This window comes from Castellaniella sp. (genome assembly GCF_004321985.1).
Taxonomy (GTDB): domain Bacteria; phylum Pseudomonadota; class Gammaproteobacteria; order Burkholderiales; family Burkholderiaceae_B; genus Castellaniella.
This window is the reverse complement of the sequence record NZ_SCQN01000011.1, coordinates 171057-190311: the sequence shown is the minus strand read 5'-3', so window position 1 is coordinate 190311 and position 19255 is coordinate 171057. Positions and strand designations below refer to the sequence as shown.

At 63.6% G+C, this 19255-nt stretch carries 13 protein-coding genes and 1 rRNA gene; 4 read left to right on the top strand and 10 right to left on the bottom strand.

The window, feature by feature from the left end; genetic code table 11:
- Positions 1-398: ribosomal RNA gene (locus EPN31_RS03195) — 16S ribosomal RNA — on the bottom strand; the annotation flags it as partial.
- 674 nt (positions 399-1072) lie between these two features.
- Here EPN31_RS03195 and rfbC point away from each other — a divergent pair.
- Positions 1073-1594, top strand: a complete 522-nt coding sequence (gene rfbC, locus EPN31_RS03190) for a dTDP-4-dehydrorhamnose 3,5-epimerase (RefSeq protein ID WP_291769359.1) — start codon at positions 1073-1075, stop codon at positions 1592-1594.
- Between the two features lie 89 nt (positions 1595-1683).
- A complete protein-coding gene (gene rng / locus EPN31_RS03185) occupies positions 1684-3153 on the top strand; it encodes a ribonuclease G (RefSeq protein WP_291769403.1) in 1470 nt (489 codons plus the stop codon).
- A gap of 73 nt (positions 3154-3226) precedes the next feature.
- Here rng and EPN31_RS03180 read toward each other — a convergent pair whose 3' ends face one another.
- Positions 3227-3658 carry a hypothetical protein gene (locus EPN31_RS03180; RefSeq protein ID WP_291769356.1) on the bottom strand — a complete coding sequence of 144 codons (432 nt, stop codon included), beginning with the start codon at positions 3656-3658 and terminating at the stop codon, positions 3227-3229.
- 16 nt (positions 3659-3674) lie between these two features.
- Positions 3675-5447 (bottom strand): lipid A export permease/ATP-binding protein MsbA, encoded by a 1773-nt coding sequence (msbA, locus tag EPN31_RS03175; RefSeq protein ID WP_291769400.1) that lies wholly within the window; start codon positions 5445-5447, stop codon positions 3675-3677.
- A 155-nt stretch (positions 5448-5602) separates the two neighbouring features.
- Between msbA and EPN31_RS03170 the strand changes: the two genes are divergently transcribed.
- Both EPN31_RS03170 and EPN31_RS03165 read left to right on the top strand, forming a co-directional pair.
- Positions 5603-6517 carry a glycosyltransferase family 9 protein gene (locus tag EPN31_RS03170; protein WP_291769397.1) on the top strand — a complete coding sequence of 305 codons (915 nt, stop codon included), beginning with the start codon at positions 5603-5605 and terminating at the stop codon, positions 6515-6517.
- Positions 6514-7278 (top strand): YdcF family protein, encoded by a 765-nt coding sequence (locus EPN31_RS03165; RefSeq protein WP_291769353.1) that lies wholly within the window; start codon positions 6514-6516, stop codon positions 7276-7278. The genes EPN31_RS03170 and EPN31_RS03165 overlap by 4 nt, the downstream gene beginning before the upstream one ends.
- On the opposite strand, the gene EPN31_RS03160 is transcribed toward EPN31_RS03165, so the two are convergent.
- The 7 genes from EPN31_RS03160 to hrpA form a co-directional block, all read right to left on the bottom strand.
- Positions 7180-8430 carry a glycosyltransferase family 4 protein gene (locus tag EPN31_RS03160; protein ID WP_291769350.1) on the bottom strand — a complete coding sequence of 417 codons (1251 nt, stop codon included), beginning with the start codon at positions 8428-8430 and terminating at the stop codon, positions 7180-7182. The genes EPN31_RS03165 and EPN31_RS03160 overlap by 99 nt on opposite strands.
- The gene (locus EPN31_RS03155) at positions 8423-9169 is read right to left on the bottom strand and encodes a polysaccharide deacetylase family protein (RefSeq protein ID WP_291769347.1); all 747 of its coding nucleotides are present in this window, start codon (positions 9167-9169) and stop codon (positions 8423-8425) included. Before EPN31_RS03155 ends, EPN31_RS03160 begins: the two co-directional genes overlap by 8 nt.
- A gap of 81 nt (positions 9170-9250) precedes the next feature.
- Positions 9251-10000, bottom strand: a complete 750-nt coding sequence (locus EPN31_RS03150; RefSeq protein ID WP_291769345.1) for a glycosyltransferase family 2 protein — start codon at positions 9998-10000, stop codon at positions 9251-9253.
- The gene (locus tag EPN31_RS03145; protein WP_291769342.1) at positions 9997-11124 is read right to left on the bottom strand and encodes a glycosyltransferase family 4 protein; all 1128 of its coding nucleotides are present in this window, start codon (positions 11122-11124) and stop codon (positions 9997-9999) included. The genes EPN31_RS03150 and EPN31_RS03145 overlap by 4 nt, the downstream gene beginning before the upstream one ends.
- Positions 11121-11894, bottom strand: a complete 774-nt coding sequence (locus EPN31_RS03140; protein ID WP_291769339.1) for a glycosyltransferase family 25 protein — start codon at positions 11892-11894, stop codon at positions 11121-11123. The genes EPN31_RS03145 and EPN31_RS03140 overlap by 4 nt, the downstream gene beginning before the upstream one ends.
- Complete coding sequence (gene dnaE / locus EPN31_RS03135) at positions 11891-15370, bottom strand: DNA polymerase III subunit alpha (RefSeq protein WP_291769336.1); 3480 nt, start codon at positions 15368-15370, stop codon at positions 11891-11893. The genes EPN31_RS03140 and dnaE overlap by 4 nt, the downstream gene beginning before the upstream one ends.
- Before the next feature lie 20 nt (positions 15371-15390).
- Positions 15391-19206, bottom strand: a complete 3816-nt coding sequence (gene hrpA, locus EPN31_RS03130; RefSeq protein ID WP_291769394.1) for an ATP-dependent RNA helicase HrpA — start codon at positions 19204-19206, stop codon at positions 15391-15393.
- Positions 19207-19255: the final 49 nt, after the last annotated feature.

Sequence of the window (19255 nt, the reverse complement as noted above, 5' to 3'; positions counted from 1 at the left end):
GGATGGCTGGATCAGGGTTGCCCCCATTGTCCAAAATTCCCCACTGCTGCCTCCCGTAGGAGTCTGGGCCGTGTCTCAGTCCCAGTGTGGCTGGTCGTCCTCTCAAACCAGCTACGGATCGTCGCCTTGGTGGGCCTTTACCCCACCAACCAGCTAATCCGATATCAGCCGCTCCAATAGTGAGAGGTCTTGCGATCCCCCTCTTTCCCCCGTAGGGCGTATGCGGTATTAGCCACGCTTTCGCGTAGTTATCCCCCGCTACTGGGCACGTTCCGATACATTACTCACCCGTTCGCCACTCGCCGCCCGGGAGCAAGCTCCCTGCGCTGCCGTTCGACTTGCATGTGTAAAGCATCCCGCTAGCGTTCAATCTGAGCCAGGATCAAACTCTTCAGTTCAATCTCTGTTGTTTGTACTTCCAGTCCGTCCAAAGACAGACAGGTCATACGTTCGCTATGCATCACTCAAAAAGAAAAAGACAGGCTGAAACTAATCAACCTTACTTCTTCATTTCTGTTTGCTGTGAGCACTTGTTGCGTTGTGCCTGTGACCAGACCCAAGCTACCTCAAGCGCCCACACTTATCGGCTGTTAAGTTGTTAAAGAACGAGTTCGCCGTGAGGCGAAGAACTGCGGTCAAGCAGAGAAGCGAGATTATGAAGAACTTCGCAAACCCTGTCAAGCGCAGCCGGTGGCGCAAACCGTGAAAAAACCGCCCTTCACGATCCACCCAAAAACCACCCGGCGCACCCGAGGATCCGCTCAAACCAGATCTTCATGTCCTGCCATCGAGCCCGAAATTAAAGCACGCGAGGTGTTCCAAAGTCAAGCCGCCAAAACCCGCGACTTACGCCGCGCCCCCCGCTGCCAGCCCCACCATCGATCGGGCAAAAATGCCGACAAATCAATGACTTGAAACTGTAACACCAGGGTTAACCCGGGCGCCGTGCCGCGAAGAGACCGAACTATAGCACGCTTGTTTTACGCCGCGCAAGCCAAGTCCGGCAGCCATGCCGCGCTATCCTATGCCACACACAGTCGACATCACGCGGCCTTACCCAGGAGAGCCCTAAATGAAGGTCATCGAGACTCATCTGCCCGGCGTATGCCTGATCGAGCCGCGCGTATTCAGCGACCCGCGCGGATACTTTCTGGAGGCCTTCAGCGCCAGACGCTACCAGGACGAGGCCGGCATCGCCCTTCCATTCGTGCAGGACAACGTCTCCCGCTCACAGCACAATGTGCTGCGCGGACTGCATTTTCAACAGCACCATCCCCAGGGGCGCCTGATCCAGATTCTCGCTGGCTCTGTCTTCGACGTGACGGCCGACGTCAACCCTGCGTCGCCCACCTATGGCCAACATCTGGGCGTAGAGCTGTCGGAAGACAACCATCGGCAGATCTGGATTCCGCCGGGCTACGCCCACGGATTCTGCGTCACCAGCGACTTCGCGATTTTTCAGTACAAATGCACTGACTACTACGACCCCGATGACGAGCACGGGGTTGCCTGGAACTGCCCCAAGCTGGCCATCCCATGGCCAGTCAAAGCACCGGTACTTTCCTGGAAAGATCAGCAACACACCGGCCTGTGACAGGACGGATGGCATCCGGCCGGGTCCTCCGGGCCTTGGGCGGGTGGTCTAAACTGGTCGTCATTCATTTCCCGAGGACATCGATGTCGTTGAGCGAAGAGATCCTGATCAACACCACGCCATTCGAGACCCGTGTCGCGCTGACGTCCCAGGGCGTCGCACAGGAGTTGCACATCGAGCGCAGCATCCAGCGCGGATTCGTCGGTAACCTGTATCTGGGCCGCGTGGCGCGCGTGCTGCCGGGCATGCAAAGCGCGTTCGTCGACATCGGCCTGGAACGGGCCGCATTCATCCACGTCGCAGACCTGCGGGAGAACCGTCACGCACGCAATAACAGCGAGCACACGCCCGCCATCCCGATCGAGAAATTGCTGTTCGAGGGACAGCCACTGCTGGTGCAGGTGATCAAGGATCCCATCAACACCAAGGGCGCCCGCGTCTCCACCCACATCAGCATCGCGGGGCGCATGCTGGTGTATCTGCCGCACGAACCGCACATTGGCGTCTCCCAGCGCATCGGCAACGAGGCAGAACGGGAGGCGCTGCGCGACCGTGTACAGGCACTCAGGCCCGAGGGCGAGCCCGGCGGCTTCATCGTGCGCACCCAGGCTGAAGACGCCACCGACGAAGAACTCGCCGCCGACATCAGCTACCTGCGCACGCTGTGGAGCAACATCCAGGCGCGCACCAGGGAGGCCTCCGTTCCCGCTACCGTCTACACCGACCTGACGCTGGCGCAGCGCGTGCTGCGCGACATGGTGACGCCAGACATCCAGGCCATCCAGGTCGACTCCCGGGCGATGACCCAGGAACTGCTGGAATGGGCCGGGCACTACACGCCATCAGTCATGGACCGCATCCACCACTACAGCGGCAACCGGCCGCTGTTCGACACCGCCAACGTGGACGAGGAAATTGCGCAGGCGCTGTCACGGCGGGTAGGGCTGAAATCGGGCGGGTACCTGATCATCGACCAGACCGAGGCCCTGACGACCGTGGACGTCAACACGGGGGGCTACGTCGGCGGACGAAACTTTGACGACACCATTTTCAAGACCAACCTGGAAGCAGCTGTGGCCATCGCCCGCCAGCTCAGGCTGCGCAATCTGGGCGGCATCATCGTCCTGGATTTCATCGACATGGACGACGAGAACCACCAGGCCTCAGTCCTCGCAGAACTCAACAAGGCACTGTCCCATGACCGTACCCGCGTGACCGTCAGCGGCTTCAGCCAGCTCGGCCTGGTCGAAATGACGCGCAAGCGGACCCGCGACTCACTGGCGCACCAGCTCTGCGAGCCCTGCCCAACGTGCCAGTCACGCGGTACCGTGCGCACGCCGCGCACGCTCTGCTACGAAATCCTTCGGGAGATCCTGCGCGAAGCGCGGCAATTCGATCCCCGGGAATTCCGCATCGTGGCGTCCCAGGATGTGATCGACCTGTTCCTGGAAGAAGAAAGCCAGCACCTGGCCATGCTGGGAGACTTTGTGGGCAAGCCCATTTCGCTGGCGGTCGAGGCCAGCTACAGCCAGGAGCAGTACGACCTGGTGCTGCTCTGATGCCACTCCCCGACCGAGGCTCCGGAACCCGGCGGCCGCGCTCTGGCCATCCGATCCATACGGGAGCCCGCGATCAGAAGTCGCCCTTGTTTTCCCAGCTATTGTCGATGCCGCAGGAGTCGGGCTTCATCATGGCAGTCAACATCCTGCGCACCCGATCCAACTGGCCGGGCCGGTAGCTGTAGGCCTTGAGATTAATGGAGCGGTTCTGCAGAAGAGTGAGCGTCACCACCACGCTCTGGTCCCAGCCAGCCGATGGCGTCGGGCGATACACCACCCGGGCGTAGGCCGACTGGCGGGGATCCATCTCGAAGGTATAGGTTTGGTGGCACACCGCCGCATGCCGGAACAGGTTCTGCTGGACCGCCGGAAAGTCAATCGGCAAGCGCCGGCGCTCCGTCACCTGGTGGCGCGGGGTTTCCAGTTCATTGAGCGTCAGCCCGGTTGGCTGGCTGGCACAGGAACACAGCACGGCCAAGGATGCCAGCGCAAGGATCATCTTCATTGCGTACTCCAAAAAATCACTCTTCGTCCTGGAATTGCAGGCGATACAGGGTGGCATAGAGGCCGCCCCGAGTCAGCAGATCGGCGTGCCGACCGGTCTCCACGATCCTGCCGGCGTCGAGCACCACAATGAGATCGGCCTTCTGGACCGTGCTCAGGCGATGTGCAATGACCAGCGTGGTGCGGCCCTGCATCAGCTTCTCCAGCGAAGCCTGCACCTGCCGTTCGGACTCATTGTCCAATGCCGAAGTCGCCTCGTCCAGGATCAGGATGGGGGCATTCTTGATGAGCGCGCGCGCAATCGCCAGGCGCTGGCGCTGACCGCCCGACAACGAGCTGGCATTGCTACCGACCTGTGTCGCCAGGCCATCGGGCAGGCTGTCCACGAAATCCAGCAGGCTGGCCGCTTCCAGCGCAGCACGGATCCGATCCTGGGGGACCTCACCCTGCACACCGTAGGCTACGTTCTCGGCAATGGTGCCCTCGAACATGACCACGTCCTGGCTGACCAGCGACAACTGTGAGCGCAGGCTGCGCAAGCGCAGCTCGCGGACATCGATACCGTCGATCAGGACCTGCCCCGACACGGGGTCGATGAAACGGGGCAGCATGCTGACCAGCGTGGTCTTGCCACTGCCCGAACGGCCCACCAGCGCCACCGTCTGACCCGCCTCAGCAGTCAGATTGACCGACTCCAGCGTATTTCGCCCCGCACCGGCAAAAGTATGCGTGACGTTCCGGAACTCCACCCTGCCCCGTAAGCGTTTCGGGACCTCGCGCACCCCGTCATCACGCTCGATCGGTTCCTCGATCAGGGCGAACACGCTCTCGGCGGAAATCAACATACGCTGCGTGGAGCCGGCGATATTCGTCAAGCGCTTCAGGGGGTCGAAGATTTGCCCCAGGGCGGCCATGAAGGCGGCAAAGCTGCCCACGGTCAGCCCCTGGTGGTTGGCCTGATAAAGCGCGACGGCCACCACGATGGCCACCGACAGCGCGACGAAGAACTGCGAGATGGGCGACATCGCGGAATCCGCGCTGGCAGCGCGCATGGCAAAGCGGCGCAGGCGCGCGTTCACGTAGCCGAAGCGCTCGCGCTCGCGTGCGTAACCGTCAAAGAGCTTGATCACCCTTTGTCCCGAAATCCCTTCGGACACCACGCGGGTGAGCTCGGCGTTCATGTTGATGGTGTCGCGATTGATGCGACGCAGCCGGCGCACGAAATAGCGCCCCGTCAGCACCGAAAGCGGCAACATGATGAGCACGATGAGCGTCAGCTGCCAGGACATGTACAGCAGCACCGCCAGCAACGCGACGACAGTCAGGGACTCGCGCACCAGGACGCGGATCACCTCGGTGGACAGCCCGCTGACATTCCCGGCATCGATCGTGAAGCGATTCAGGAGCCGACCGCGGTCCCGTGTCCGGAAAGTCTCATCCGACATGCCCAACAGGCGCTCGAACATTTCCCGGCGCAACCCGAGCAGCATGTTGTTCGCCACCCAGGACATCAGGTAGGTGCCGCCAAAGGTGCACAGACCGCGCAACAGCATGAGCGCCACGACGGCGAGCGGGATGGACCACACATAAGAGGGCTCCGAACCCGTGAAGCCCTCGTCGAGCAGCGGCTTCATGATGACTGCCAGCAACGGTTGCGTGGCCGAGGCAACGCTCAGCAGCACCAGTGCAAGCACGCCGACCTTCCAGTCCTTTCCCAGTCGCCGATAGATCTGCCGCCACAGTTCCAGTCGCACCGGGCGACTATCCACTGGCGGGTCGGTAGGAGTCATCAACGGCACACTCTCTTATATACTTGGGAATCACGCATTTTAGCCTGCCGGCTCGCGCGCACGCCCGGCGGGATCCCGTTGGAGCCCTCGCGTTGATCCAGACACCCAGCCAAGCCATCTATGTCCGCCTGCCCAACTGGGTGGGCGACGTCTGCATGAGCCTGCCCAGCCTGGACGCCCTGATCGCCACCGGCCACCCCGTCGTCGCCTGCGCGCGCGAGTGGGCTCGGGACCTGCTGGCGGCCTACCCGCTGGCTGGATTCGTGCCCATGCGAGGCCGCTTGCGGGCTGACCGCGCAGCCGTTCACAACGCCCGCCGCGAGGCCCGCCACCGGCACGCCTACGGCCTGCTGATGCCTGACTCGCTCTCCAGCGCGCTGGTCTTCCGTTTCGCGGGGCTGCGCTGTGCAGGCTACCGGGACGATGGGCGCAGCCCTCTGTTGCGCTGGCCTTGCAGCAAACCGCGCGAGCCGCTGCACGCCGTACAGTCCTGGTTCCACCTGACCCGCTTCGCCCTGGCGCAATGGCGTATGGCCGAGCCAGAGGCCGATCTCGGTCCCGACCTGGACTGGCACTCCGCCATCGCCCACGAAACCCAGGCCGAACAGGCCATGGCACAGGCCGGGCTGAGCCACGGACATTTTGTGCTGATCGCACCAACGGCGACAGGCCTGCATCATGGCCGCGCCAAGGTCTGGAGCGGTTTCGACGGACTGACACGATCTCTGCAAGCACAGGGAGTGACCGTCGTCATGGTGCCTCCACCAGCCGAACAGGCGGCGGCAAAGGCCACAGCCCCCAGTGCACAGCTGCTGGAGCCGCTGGGCCTGGGCGCCTTCGCAGCGTTCACCCGCCATGCGGCCGTCGTCGTCTGCAATGATTCGGGTGTCTCTCACCTGGCTGCCGCCGCCTGCGCCCGCCAGATCACGCTCTTTGGGGTCACAAGCCCCAGCCGTACAGGCCCCTGGTCCAACCGCGCGCTGCGTCTGGGGCAAATGAACACCTGGCCGCGCGAACCCGAAGTCCTGTCGGCCGTCCTCGATACACTCCAGAACCCGTCCGCTGCATGAGCATTACTGAGTTTCTCGCCAATCTCATCATTCCACTGAACCTATCCATCACGCTACTGGTGGTGGCTACCCTGCTGTTCATCCTGCGTTGGCGCAAAACTGCCGGATTCCTGGCCGCTACAGCCATCGCCTGGATCACCTTCTGGTCGCTGCCGACCACCTCGCTATGGGCTGGCGGCATGCTGGAGCAGCGATACCCGCACGAGCCCGCAAAATCACTGCCGGTCGAGCCGGCGATCGTGGTGCTGGGCGGCAACACGCTGGGCGGCCGGCGCAATTGGTTCGAGCCCTACAACGGCAAGACCGCCGTCCTGCGCACAGACACGGCCGCACATCTTTACGAGGCAGGGCGTGCACCGCTCATCATCGTTTCTGGAGCCGCATTGGACGGCGGCCGCAGCGAGGCGACCGTCATGGCTGCGGCACTGGAACGCGACGGCGTGCCAGCCGACGCGATCGTGCGGGAAAACCACAGCCTGACTACGCATCAGAATGCCCTCTACACAGCCCAGATCCTGCGTGCACGCGGAATTCAGGACTTCCTGCTGGTGACATCGGCGCTGCACATGCCACGCGCCATGGCTACCTTCCAGAAGCAGGGACTGAGCCCCGTTGCAGCGCCCTCGCCGCCGCAGATCGTCGTGCCCGACGAGCCTGATTTTTCATTCTGGCTGCCGGATCTGCTCACCTTGCATGCCAGTCGTTCCATCGTCAAGGAATACTTGGGCATGCTCGTCTACTGGCTCCGCGGCTGGGCCTGAGCGGCCGGCCCGTTCGGACAGGATGACGCGATAAAGCGCCATGAACTGGCGGGCCACTTCCGGCCAGGAATGCCGCTCCAGCACCCTTTGCGCACCCCCAAGCAAGTGTGCTCTCAGCGCGTCGTCCGTGCGAAGTGCCTCGACGGACCTCGCCAATTCCTCGGCCTGCTCGGGATGACTGAGGACCAGGGCGCTGATGCCCGGCTCCACATACTGCGCAAATCCGCACCAGGGCGCGGGACTCAGGACCACGGGCAGTCCGAAGGACATGGCTTCCAGCGGCGCCATGCCGAAACTGTCGTTCAGGGTTGGATGCACAAAAATGTCAGCAGCCCGGTAATAGGGCTCGACTCGCGACGTCTCGGCCACCAGATGCACCCGGGCCGAAACGGTGTCTGGGGCATGTGCCACGCACTCACGCGCCGCAGAGTTCGTGCCCACCACCAGCAGATGCACGGCATCCGGCAAATACTCTAGGGCACGCAGCACGGTAGGCAAGCCCTTGCGCATGGGATTGCGCGCCACCATCAGGCAGAGTGTCACCGAGTCCGGCAGCCCGAGCTCCGCCCTGAACCGACGGCGGGCATCGACATCGGGAGGTGCCGCCGGCGCCACCCCGGGCGGAATAACTGGCCAAGACGACGGATCAGTGGAATAGGCCTGACCCAACTGGTATGCGATGAGTTGCGAGACAGCCACCACGCGATGCCCCGGTCGGGCAGCAACGCGACGGGCCTCCAGCGCCAGATAGGTCCTCACGCGAGGGCTGATCCATGAGAGCCACCGCCGCAACGCCGGCATGGCCTGCACCCGCCAGCGATAGCGCACGGGCGTGACGTGCACGACTTCCACATCGCCGCACCAGCCGTTCATGTGGGAGTGGACAATGTCGAACCGATCGTGCGTGGCCCGAGCCGCCCGCCGCGCAAAAAGCCACACCCGGATCCAGCTCGGCCAGCGGTGGCCAACCGTGATCTGCTGATACGGCAACTGCAGATCGCAGGCCGGGTCGTACTCACGGGCAAAAACCGTGACGTGGTGGCCGACTGCCACCAGCTCGCGCATGAGCGACACCCCGTAGGCTTCCGCACCGCCGAACCGCGACCCGAATCGGTCCACGACGAAGGCGACGGAAAGCGGACGGTCAGACACGGTCAGCCGCAGCCTCGGCGCGGCGACGGCGGCGGTCTTCGAGCGTCGTCAGAGTCTTTTGCAGGAATCGCAACAAATACGCCGACCGGGCCACAAAGATGCGCGGCAATCCCATGATGTCGTCGTCCGGCCGCACCAGGCCCCGCTCGGTAGTGGTGGCGTTGCCGTAGCCCGCTTCGCGGACCACCTGGCGCAGGCCAGGCGACTGCCCGCCGTAGGGGTAGCAGAACGACTCCACCGGAGCGCCCAATATCTGTTCCAGCGCATCACGGGAATTGCGGATCTCGTTGACGGCCAATTCATGCGACAAATCCGGCAAGAAGGGGTGGTTCAACGTATGGGAACCAACCTCTTGCCCGGCCTGCGCCCAGGCCCGAAGCTCCTCGGCTGACATCAGATCGGCATGTGGCACGCCTTCCGGGTAATCCCAGACGTTGCCACCGCCCAACTGGCGAACCACGAAGTAGTTGGTGGCCGTGAAACCCACATCCCGAAGGACCGGCAATGCATTTTCAAGCACGTTCCGGTAGCCGTCGTCGAACGTGATGCCCACTACCTTTCCATGCCTTTCACCCCGCACATAAGGCATGAGGTCCCGCATCGACAGGCCACGGTAGCCCAGCCGCCGCAGCCAAGTCATCTGGCTACGGAATCGCGCCGGGTGAACCGTCAGGCCACGGTAAGGCGTACCCTTGGGTGCTGGCTCGCCGATCTGGTGATACATCAGAATGGGAATCATGCGCGAATTATAGGGGACCACACGGCGCGCGCCTATCGACGCCATCCCGCCAGGCAGGGATCCCGGTCGACGGAGCGCCAGTCAGCGCGAGCGCCGGCCCAGCCAATATAGCTTGGCATAGCGATAAAAGCTGCCAGTGGCAGCCATGCCGGCCAGCACCAGACCCTGCCAGCCGTCCAGGAAGCCTCGCCGCAGCCCATAATGGCGCAAGAACGTCCAGGCCGCGTGACCAAACGGCCCCACCAGAGTCGTTCGCCGACCATGAGCATGCGCCTTCAAGGCAGCTTCCGACGAATACCGGTTGATCTTGTCGATGAAGGCTTCCAGGCTGGCATAGGGGTAGTGCAGCAGATGCCCGGACAAGGTTGCCACCCGCCCGTCGACCTCCACGTGTTCATGTACCACATCGTCCGTGAAACGGCCCGCCTGCCGCCGGAACAGCCTCAGAACGCGATCCGGCCACCAGCCGCTATGTCGCATCCAGCGACCGCAGAAATTGGACAACCGTGCCATCCGGTAGCCTTCGGCCGTCGGGCGCGTCAGAACCCGTCGGATCTCCTCACCCAGTTCGGGTGGCACGCGCTCGTCGGCATCCAGGGACAGCACCCAGTCTCCTGTCGCCAGATCCAGCGCGCGGTTCTTCTGCGGACCGAATCCCGGCCATTCGGCATTCACCTCGACGCGAGCGCCATGTGCGCGCGCCAACTCACATGTGGCATCCGTGCTGCCCGAATCCAGCACGATGATCTCATCGGCGAACGCCACCGAGTCCAGACAGTCCACAATATGGGCCGCCTCATTCCTGGTGATCACGATGACCGACAATTTCATGGCTGGTCTCCAGAGTCTTCAAAGCCCCGCTGGCGCAACCATTCCCGATAGGTGGACTCCATGCGCCGCGCCATGGCCCGAGGGCTGAAGCGCTCACCATCGCAGCAAAAAGCCCGGCCAGCCGCTCCCATGCGCTCGCGCCGGTCGGGATCCAGAATCAGCACCCGAATCGCTTCCCGCAGTCCGGATACGTCTCCCACCGGGACCAGCAGCCCGCTATTTCCCGCATCCACCATCTCGGGCACCCCCCCCACGCGAGTACCGACGACTGGAACCCCGCAAGCACCCGCCTCGGCGAACACCATGCCGGCAGCCTCCATGTGGGTCGCCAACGCAAACACGTCCAGATCCGGCATGATCCGGATCACATCCGAACGCGCCCCCAGCAAATGCACCTGGCCCGTCAACCCTCGGTCTGCCACCAGCGCCGAGATCTGCTCGAACCCGGGCGAGCCCCCACCCACCAGAATCAGGTGGACAGCCGGCAGATCATTCAGCAGCGGCTCCATCGCTTCGATCAGGTCGCGGTGTCCCTTCTCCTCACGCATCACGGCCACGCATCCAACCAGGATATCGTCGGCGGACAGCCCCAGCTCACTGCGTAATGCCCCCGTCCGGTCCGCCGTGCAGTAGCCTTCCTGGATACATGGGTGGACAACACACACATGCGCTGGATCCACGCCCTTGGCCAGCAGCAGGCCTCGCACGAATTCACTGCTGGTGCACACGCGGTGTGGCACGCCGGTATACGACAGCAACGAACCCACGCGTTTGGCCAGATGGCGGGTGCGCACGATGAGCGGTGTACCGGCAAGACGCCCCGCCACACCGGCCAACAAGGTGTCGCGGCGGCTGTTGGTGTTGAGCACGTCGAAGCGGCCGCGCCGCAGGATGGCCCGCAGGCGCACGACGCCACGGACATAATTGACCGGGCCATCCGTGTATAGCGTGTGCACGGTGAACCCGGCATCCGTCAGGCGGTTGGTGAGCTGCGCGTGCGGCTGACAGGCGGCCTCCAGGTGATGCCCCAGGTCGCGCATCGCGCACATCATGCGGAAAATGTACTGTTCCTGACCGCCAAATCCCGTGGCAGCCTCGGTTTGCAAGATGCGTAGCGGTTTCATGGCCGCGAACGCCGGTACCGCAGGCGGAAACGAAGGTTATGCACCAGGCGCCGCATCTGATCCACCGCCTTGATCGACTCACGGCGAAGGATGTCGCGCAGCGACAGGGGTGCAGACGCCTCGGGACCCGTGATGTCCGACACCGAATCGTTGTCGTGAGTCACGCAATGCGGGCAGATCTGGATACTTTCCACGCCATGGTCGTAGAAGCGGCACATCGCATCGTCGACCGGATAGATCCACGTCCGGCTATAGCGCAGTAGATCCCGCGCGCCCTGCGGGTTGATCAGATACGCAACCGTCCGGTAGTGGGTCTTGAGCTTCTTGTGCAACTCGAACGGCCCGATGCGTCCCACGACCAACGTAGGATCACGCCCTCGCTTGTCGTTGTCGTGCAGCCACACTAACGGCCAGAGACCCGCAAGTTCTCGGGCATGCTGCAGGAAGACCGGAAAATTGTCCAGCAGGATGGCATCGTCTTCGACCACCACCAACGGTTCTCCCAGTGCTGCACACTCTTCCCATAGCAGGTAATGGCTGGCGTAACACCCCAATTGAGACCCCTTCAGGCCACGCCCCGGTCCCCTCAACCGCTCCCGTGCCGCCGGATCGTAGCGGCGAAACAGCGGATGGCCCGGCTGTACCCGGCCATCCACCGCCTCGAAAAAGCCATAGGCGCTGATTCCCAGGCGTTGAAACTGCGCGGCGATCTGCTCACGCCTGTCCGCACGCTCCACCAGATTGATGACACGAATGGGGACGGGCTTCATCCGTAGAAGATCTCCACATTTTCCCGGGCCAGCCAGTCGCGCGCACCCGCAATCAACGCGTCGTCCATCCGTACCCTCCAGTCATCGCCCAACCGCAGCAGACAGGAATAACGGCTTTGCGCCACCCGCAGTTCCACCGGGACACCCGACTCCCGCGAGAGCCAGGGGGTGAGCAACGATTGCAGCCGCCGCAGGTCCGGGCGTACGGGCATCTTCAGGCGCAGGCTGCGCGCCCGCGCCTCGCGGATCCGCTGCAAGTCGTACAGATCCTCGGCAGAGACCCGCAGCCCACCTGAATAATCGTCGTGGCTCACTCGCCCCTGGATGACCAGCAGCCGGTCTTCCTTCAGGGCATGGCGATACTGTTCGTAGAGCTCGTTGAAAATGGCGACTTCGACCTGTGCCGAGCCATCATCCAGCAATGCGTAGATCATCTTGCCGCGCTTGGTCATGCGGGGGCGGACGGCGGCCAGCACGCCGGCGAGCCATTGGGTGCCCTTGGAAGGAGCAAGGCGCGACAGCGGCGTGGGCGCGACACGGCGGACTTCGTCACGCCAGGCGTCGAACAGATGGCCGCTGAAATAAAACCCCAGCGCGGCCTTCTCTTCCCTCAGCCGGGTCTCCAGGTCCCAGGGTTCGACCCGGGCCAGCTCGCCGGCCACCAATTCATCCGAATTGTCATCGAAGAGCGAGGCCTGATTGGCATCGCGGGCCGCCTGCTCGGCTGCCTCGATCGCACTGCCCAGGGTTTCCAGCAAAGCGGCTCGATTGGGCTCCAGGCTGTCGAAGGCGCCAGCGCGGATGAGCGCCTCGATGGTGCGCCGATTGACGGTATGCCGATCCACGCGCGCGCAAAAATCGAACAGGCTGGCGTAGGGCCCACCCGCTTCGCGGGCCGCGACGATGGCATCCACCGCGGCATGGCCGGTGCCCTTCACGCCGCCCAGTCCATAGCGGATGGTGCGGGGCGGCTCACCGCGCGCTGTATGGTCGTCGAACACCGGGGCAAAGCGGTAGCCGGAGGCGTTCACGTCCGGCGGCAACACCGCTACCCCATTGTCCAGCGCATCACGCCAGAACACCTGGATCTTGTCGGTGTCATCCATATCCGAGAGCATGGTCGCCGCTAGAAACTCGGCCGGATGATAGACCTTCAACCACGCGGTCTGGTAGGAAATCAGCGCATACGCGGCCGAGTGACTTTTGTTGAACCCGTAGCCAGCAAATTTTTCCATCAGGTCGAACAGATGGGCAGCCAGATCCGCGTCGTAGCCCTTCTTGACTGCGCCCTCCTGGAAGATCACCCGGTGCTTGGCCATTTCCTCGGGCTTTTTCTTGCCCATGGCGCGCCGAAGCAGATCAGCGCCACCCAGCGAATAGCCGCCGATGATCTGGGAAATCAGCATCACCTGTTCCTGGTAGACGATGACGCCGTAAGTACTCTTGAGCACTGGTTCCAGGTCCGGATGGAAATAATCGACCTTGGCACGGCCGTGCTTGCGATTGACGAAGTCCACCACCATGCCGGATTCCAGCGGCCCGGGGCGGAACAGGGCGAGCAAGGCGATCAGGTCCTCGAACACGTTGGGCTGCATGCTCTTGAGCAGCTCCTTCATGCCCCGCCCTTCGAGCTGGAAGACCGCCGTCGTGTTGGCCGAGCACAGCAGGTCATAAGTCGCGGTATCGTCCAGCGGCAGGCTCATCAGGTTGAAGTCGCGCTTGTCCGGATTGAACTCGCGCACATAGCGCTCCGCCCAGTCCAGGATAGTCAGGTTGCGTAGCCCCAGAAAGTCGAACTTCACCAGGCCGGCGTCTTCCACGTCGCCTTTGTCGTACTGCGACACGACGCTGGACTCGCTGCCCGGCTGACAATATAACGGCGTGTAATCGGTCAGCTTCCCCCGTGCGATGATCACACCGCCCGCGTGCATGCCGATGTTGCGCGTCAGGCCTTCCAGCGGACGAGCAAGGTCGATCAGGGCGTGAATTTCCTCGTCGCTGTCATAGCGCTCCTTGAAGGCCGGTTCGTTCTCGAGCGTGCGGTCCAGCGACCAGGGGTCCACCGGATTGAAGGGAATCATCTTGGACAGGTTGTCGCAGACGCTGTAGGGCATCTCCAGCACCCGCCCCACGTCGCGCACGACGGCCTTCGCCCCCAGCGTACCGAAGGTCGCGATCTGGCTCACGGCATCACGGCCATACTTCTCCTTCACGTATTCGATGACGCGTTCGCGATTGTCCTGGCAAAAATCCACATCGAAGTCCGGCATGGACACGCGTTCGGGGTTGAGGAACCGCTCGAACAGCAGGTCGTAGCGCAGCGGGTCCAGGTCCGTGATGCCCAGGCTGAACGCCACCAGCGACCCGGCACCCGAACCCCGGCCCGGGCCCACAGGCACGCCATGGCTCTTGCCCCAATTGATGAAGTCCTGCACGATCAGGAAGTAACCCGGAAAACCCATCCCCACGATCACCTGGCATTCGCGATCCAGTCGCTCCTGGTAGGTAGGCATCTGGCGTGCCCGCTCCTGCGGATCCGGATATAGCTGCGCCATGCGCCGCACCAGCCCCTCGTTGGCGAGCTTCACCATGTAGTCGTCCAGCGAGACGCCGTCCGGCGTTGGAAACAGCGGCAGTTGGGGGTGACCCAGCGACAGCGTCAGATTGCAGCGGCGCGCGATCTGCACGGAATTGGCGATCGCCGACGGCACATCGGCAAAGCGGCGCGCCATCTCGGCGCTGTCGGGCATGTACTGTTCGGCGGTAAAGCGCCGCACGCGCCTGGGGTTGCCCAGCAGTTCGCCTTCTGCGATGCAGACCCGGGCCTCGTGCGCCCGAAAATCGCTGGGCGAGATGAACTGGATCGGGTGCGTGGCCACCACCGGCAACCGACAGTCGGCGGCCAGGCGTAGCGCCGCCTGCACATAGGGCTCGTCCTGCTCGAAGCCGGCACGCTGCAGCTCGATGAAGAAACTGCCTGGAAAATCGGCTGCCCATTGACGCGCCAGCTGGCGGGCGTCATCCGCGCGCCCCGCCTCCAGTGCGTAGCCTATGTCGCCCATGCGGCCGCCGGACAGCACGATCAGGCCACGCTTGCCATTCAGCCACTCACGCCGAAACTCGGCCTTGTCCAGATGGACATTCTCGATCCAGGCCCGCGTCAGCAGTTCGCACAATTCCAGGTAGGAGTCATGGCCAGTGGCCAGCAGCAGGATGCGAAACGGCTTGTCGGCATCCGCCGGGTTCTGCAGCCAAGCGTCGCAACCGACAATGGGCTTGATGCCGGCCTTGCGGGCCGCCTTGTAGAACTTGATCCAGCCAAACAGGTTGGCCAGATCGGTGATGGCCATGGCCGGCTGGCCAAACGTGCTTGCACGCTGGATCAGGTCGGGGATGCGCGCGATGCTGTCCACCACGGAAAATTCCGAGTGGCTGCGCAGGTGCACGAACAGGGGGGATTCTGGGGTCATGGTCATGCCAGGATTGTACCGATGCGCTAACGCGGCAGGGCCGCCCAGGCTTTCTGCAAGCGTTTCACGGAAACCGGGAACGGCGTGCGCAGCGTCTGCGCAAACAACGCGACGCGCAACTCCTCCATCTGCCAGCGGAAGGCCTGCAACTGGGCATCCGGCGCGCCCTTGCGCTGCGCTACCGCCCGCTGCCAGGGCGCCGCCAACGCCACGATATCCGCCATCAATTGGGCGTCGCGCGCCGGGTCCTGGCGCAACTTCTCGATCCGCATCTGTGCCGCCTTGAGATAGCGCGACAGATGCTTGAGCTGTTCAGCGGGAGTATCGCGCACGAACCATTTCCCGACCAGCGCTGCGAGCTGCTGCTGGATATCCTGGGACGCCTCCGGCCAAGGCCTGGCTTGGGGCAGCTTCTTCTGCAGGGCAGCACGCTCTGCAAGGATGCTGCCCACCAGCCGTGCCAGCTCCTGAGCCAGCAGCCCGAGCCGCGAACGGCCTTCCTGACAGCGATGCTCGAAGCCGGCGGCATCTTCGGGCCAGGGCTCCGCGAGACAGGCCTGATCCAGGGCCGCGTCGACGATCTGATCGCGCAACTCGGTCTGTGTGCCAAGGTCCATATACAGCATGGACATGCGGGTCAGCTCCGGCAGATGCTTGTCCAGATACCTTACCTGTTCCCGCAGCGCCAGGCTGAACAGGCGGCGCAAACCGATGGCATGGACCCGGCGAGCTTCCTGTGGATCGTCGAACACGTCAAGATCACAGGATTCACCCCGATCGCGCAAGGCCGGATAACCCACCAGAGACTGGCCGCCGCGATGAATCTCAAGCAGATCCGGAAGGCGCCCGAAGGTCCAGGCGGTCAGGCCCTCGTGTTCCAGCACGCGGGCTGCCTCGCGGTCATGCGAGGCGAGCTTCTGAAAGGATGCCTGAGCCTGGCGCCCGTGCTCGGCCCGCAATTGGTCCAGGTTGCGGCCGCCCGACAACATGCGCCCATGCTCATCCACAATCTTGAAATTCATGGACAAGTGGGCCGGCAGCGTCTCGAGCTTGAAATCCGCAGGCTGCACGCGCACGCGGCAACGATCCCAGATATCCTGCGCCAGCGCATCGAGCAGCCCCGTGCCGGGGTCCGTTTCGCGCTCGAACCAACGATCATGGAACCCTGCCGCGTAGTCCGGCAATGGAACACAGGCGCGGCGAAGCTTCTGCGGCAGGGACTTGAGCAGCAGATGGACTTTTTCCTTCAGCATGCCCGGCACCAGCCACTCACAACGCGCCGCATCAATCTGATTGAGTGCAAACAAGGGGACGGTGAGCGTCATTCCATCGCGCAGCGAACCGGGTTCAAAGTGGTAATCCACCGCCAGTTCCGTGCCGCCCCAGACCAGTTGGCGAGGAAAGACGTCCGTGGTCACCCCGGCGGCGTCGTGCCGCATCAGATCATCACGGGCAAGCTTCAGGCGTGCGCCAGCCGCTGCATCCAGCGTGCCATACCAGGCCTCCAGCGTTGCCGTCTGGCACACCTCTGCCGGTATCTGCTGGTCGTAGAAGGCGTAGATGAGCGCATCATCGACCAGGATATCGGGCCGGCGGCTCTGGTGTTCCAGCCGCTCGATTGAGGTAATCAGGCGACGGTTGTGCGCCACGAATGGCAACTTGGTCTCGATTTCCCCAGGCACCAGTGCGTCCCGAATGAAGATTTCGCGCGCGGCGGCCGGGTCGACCCGACCGTAATGCACGCGCCGCCCCGTGTAGACCGGCAGCCCGTGAACCGTGCCGCGCTCGTTGGCCACGACCTGGCCGGCTTTCTTTTCCCATCGCGGATCAGACCAGGCACGGCGCAACAGGTGGGCACCCGCACGCTCCACCCAGGTGGGCTCGATCTGCGCGACGCAGCGGGCGTACAGACGTGTGGTTTCCACCAGCTCGGCGGCCAGAACCCAGCGTCCCGCCTTTTTCTGTAGCGGTGACCCGGGGTGGATGGCAAAACGGATGTCCCGGGCTCCCTGGTACAGATTGCCGTTCTCCGTCTTCATCCCGATGTTGCCCAGCAGGCCCGCCAGCAACGCCAGATGGATCTGCTCGCGCGTGGCCGGGGTCTGATTCAGGCGCCAGCCCTGTTCACGCGCCAGCGTCAGCAACTGCACATGCGTATCATGCCATTCGCGCAGCCGCACCGGCGACAGGAACTTGGCACGCAACTGGTCCACCAGCTTGCGCTGCGACGCTTTGTGCGCAACCTGCTCCTGGTACCAGCTCCAGAGCTTCAGCCAAGCCAGAAATTCCGACTGCTTGTCGTTGAACTGCGCGTGTGCATTGTCAGCTGTTTCGCGCGCCTGCATGGGCCGCTCGCGCGGATCCTGGATCGACAACGCCGAGGCGATCACCAGGATCTCAGCCAGGCACTGCTGCTCGTGTGCAGCGAATACCATGCGGGCAATCCGTGGGTCCACCGGCAGGCGGGACAGGGAGTGCCCCACTGGCGTCAAACGATTATGTTCATCGAGCGCACCCAACTCCTGCAGCAGCTGGTAGCCGTCGGCGATGGCTCGCCCCGTGGGAGCCTCCACGAAAGGGAATGCTTCGATATCATCGAGCCGCAAAGCCTTCATGCGCAGGATGACAGAGGCCAGCGAGGAACGCAGGATCTCCGGGTCGGTGAAAGCCGGTCGCTGCTTGAAATCGTCCTCGCCGTACAGTCGCACGCAGACCCCCGGGCCCAGCCGACCACAGCGGCCCGCCCGCTGATTGGCCGAGGCCTGGCTGATGGGTTCAATATGAAGCTGTTCGACCTTGCTGCGCCAGGAATAGCGTTTGACACGCGCCAGGCCGCTGTCCACCACATACCGGATCCCGGGCACCGTGAGCGAGGTCTCCGCAACGTTGGTGGCCAGGACGATGCGCCGGGCATTGCCGTGCGGATGAAAGATCTGTTCCTGTTCGGCGCGCGACAGCCTTGCGTACAGGGGCAGGATCAGCGCCCCCACGGGGTGCCGCTTGCGCAACGCCTCCGCGGATTCGCGGATCTCGCGCTCGCCAGGGAGGAAGACCAGGATGTCGCCAGCACCATGGCGGGCGCACTCGTCCACCCCGTCCACCACTGCATCCACCAGGTCACGCTCTTCATCACCGCGCCCGCCCCCCGAACCCGCATTCTCCGCAGCGGGCTCCTGCAGCACCGGCCGGTAGCGCAATTCAACGGGATACAGACGCCCGGACACCTGGATCACGGGCGCCGGCCGGGTCTCGGAGCCAAAGTGGCGCGCGAAGCGGTCCGCATCGATCGTGGCCGACGTGATGATGAGCTTCAGATCCCGGCGGCGAACCAGCAGCTGCTTCAGAAACCCCAGCAGGAAATCAATGTTCAAGCTGCGCTCGTGAGCCTCGTCGATGATCAGCGTGTCATACCTGCGCAGCAGCGGGTCACGCTGCGTCTCCGCCAGCAGAATCCCGTCGGTCATCAGCTTGATCGCCGTCGCCGGCCCACTCCGCTCGCTGAAACGGATCTGATAGCCCACCCAGTCGCCCAGCTCGGTATGCAATTCCTCGGCCACCCGCTGGGCCACCGAGGTGGCCGCCAGCCGGCGGGGTTGCGTATGCCCGATCATTCCGCTGCGACCCCGCCCGAGCTCCAGGCAGATCTTGGGCAACTGAGTCGTCTTGCCGGATCCCGTCTCACCACAGACGATCACCACCGGATTCGCAGCAATGGCGCGGGCAATCTCCTGGCGGCAGGCGCTGACGGGCAGCTCCTCGGGATAGACAATGGGCGGCAACGGTCTATCCCCAGCCCCCGCGGGTACGGCAGTGCGGTGGGACTCGGGGTGTGGCGTCTGCAACAAAGCGGTGGATTCCTGCTTGAAATGGTAAATGGAGGGGAATCGATCA

Excerpts from the sequence above, each read along its gene's own strand:
- msbA (WP_291769400.1), bottom strand. The coding sequence starts at position 5,447 with ATGACTCCTACCGACCCGCCAGTGGATAGTCGCCCGGTGCGACTGGAA.
- EPN31_RS03180 (WP_291769356.1), bottom strand. The coding sequence starts at position 3,658 with ATGAAGATGATCCTTGCGCTGGCATCCTTGGCCGTGCTGTGTTCCTGT.
- EPN31_RS03155 (WP_291769347.1), bottom strand. The coding sequence starts at position 9,169 with ATGATTCCCATTCTGATGTATCACCAGATCGGCGAGCCAGCACCCAAG.
- EPN31_RS03150 (WP_291769345.1), bottom strand. The coding sequence starts at position 10,000 with ATGAAATTGTCGGTCATCGTGATCACCAGGAATGAGGCGGCCCATATT.
- EPN31_RS03140 (WP_291769339.1), bottom strand. The coding sequence starts at position 11,894 with ATGAAGCCCGTCCCCATTCGTGTCATCAATCTGGTGGAGCGTGCGGAC.
- EPN31_RS03170 (WP_291769397.1), top strand. The coding sequence starts at position 5,603 with ATGAGCCTGCCCAGCCTGGACGCCCTGATCGCCACCGGCCACCCCGTC.
- dnaE (WP_291769336.1), bottom strand. The coding sequence starts at position 15,370 with ATGACCATGACCCCAGAATCCCCCCTGTTCGTGCACCTGCGCAGCCAC.
- EPN31_RS03145 (WP_291769342.1), bottom strand. The coding sequence starts at position 11,124 with ATGAAACCGCTACGCATCTTGCAAACCGAGGCTGCCACGGGATTTGGC.
- EPN31_RS03165 (WP_291769353.1), top strand. The coding sequence starts at position 6,514 with ATGAGCATTACTGAGTTTCTCGCCAATCTCATCATTCCACTGAACCTA.
- rfbC (WP_291769359.1), top strand. The coding sequence starts at position 1,073 with ATGAAGGTCATCGAGACTCATCTGCCCGGCGTATGCCTGATCGAGCCG.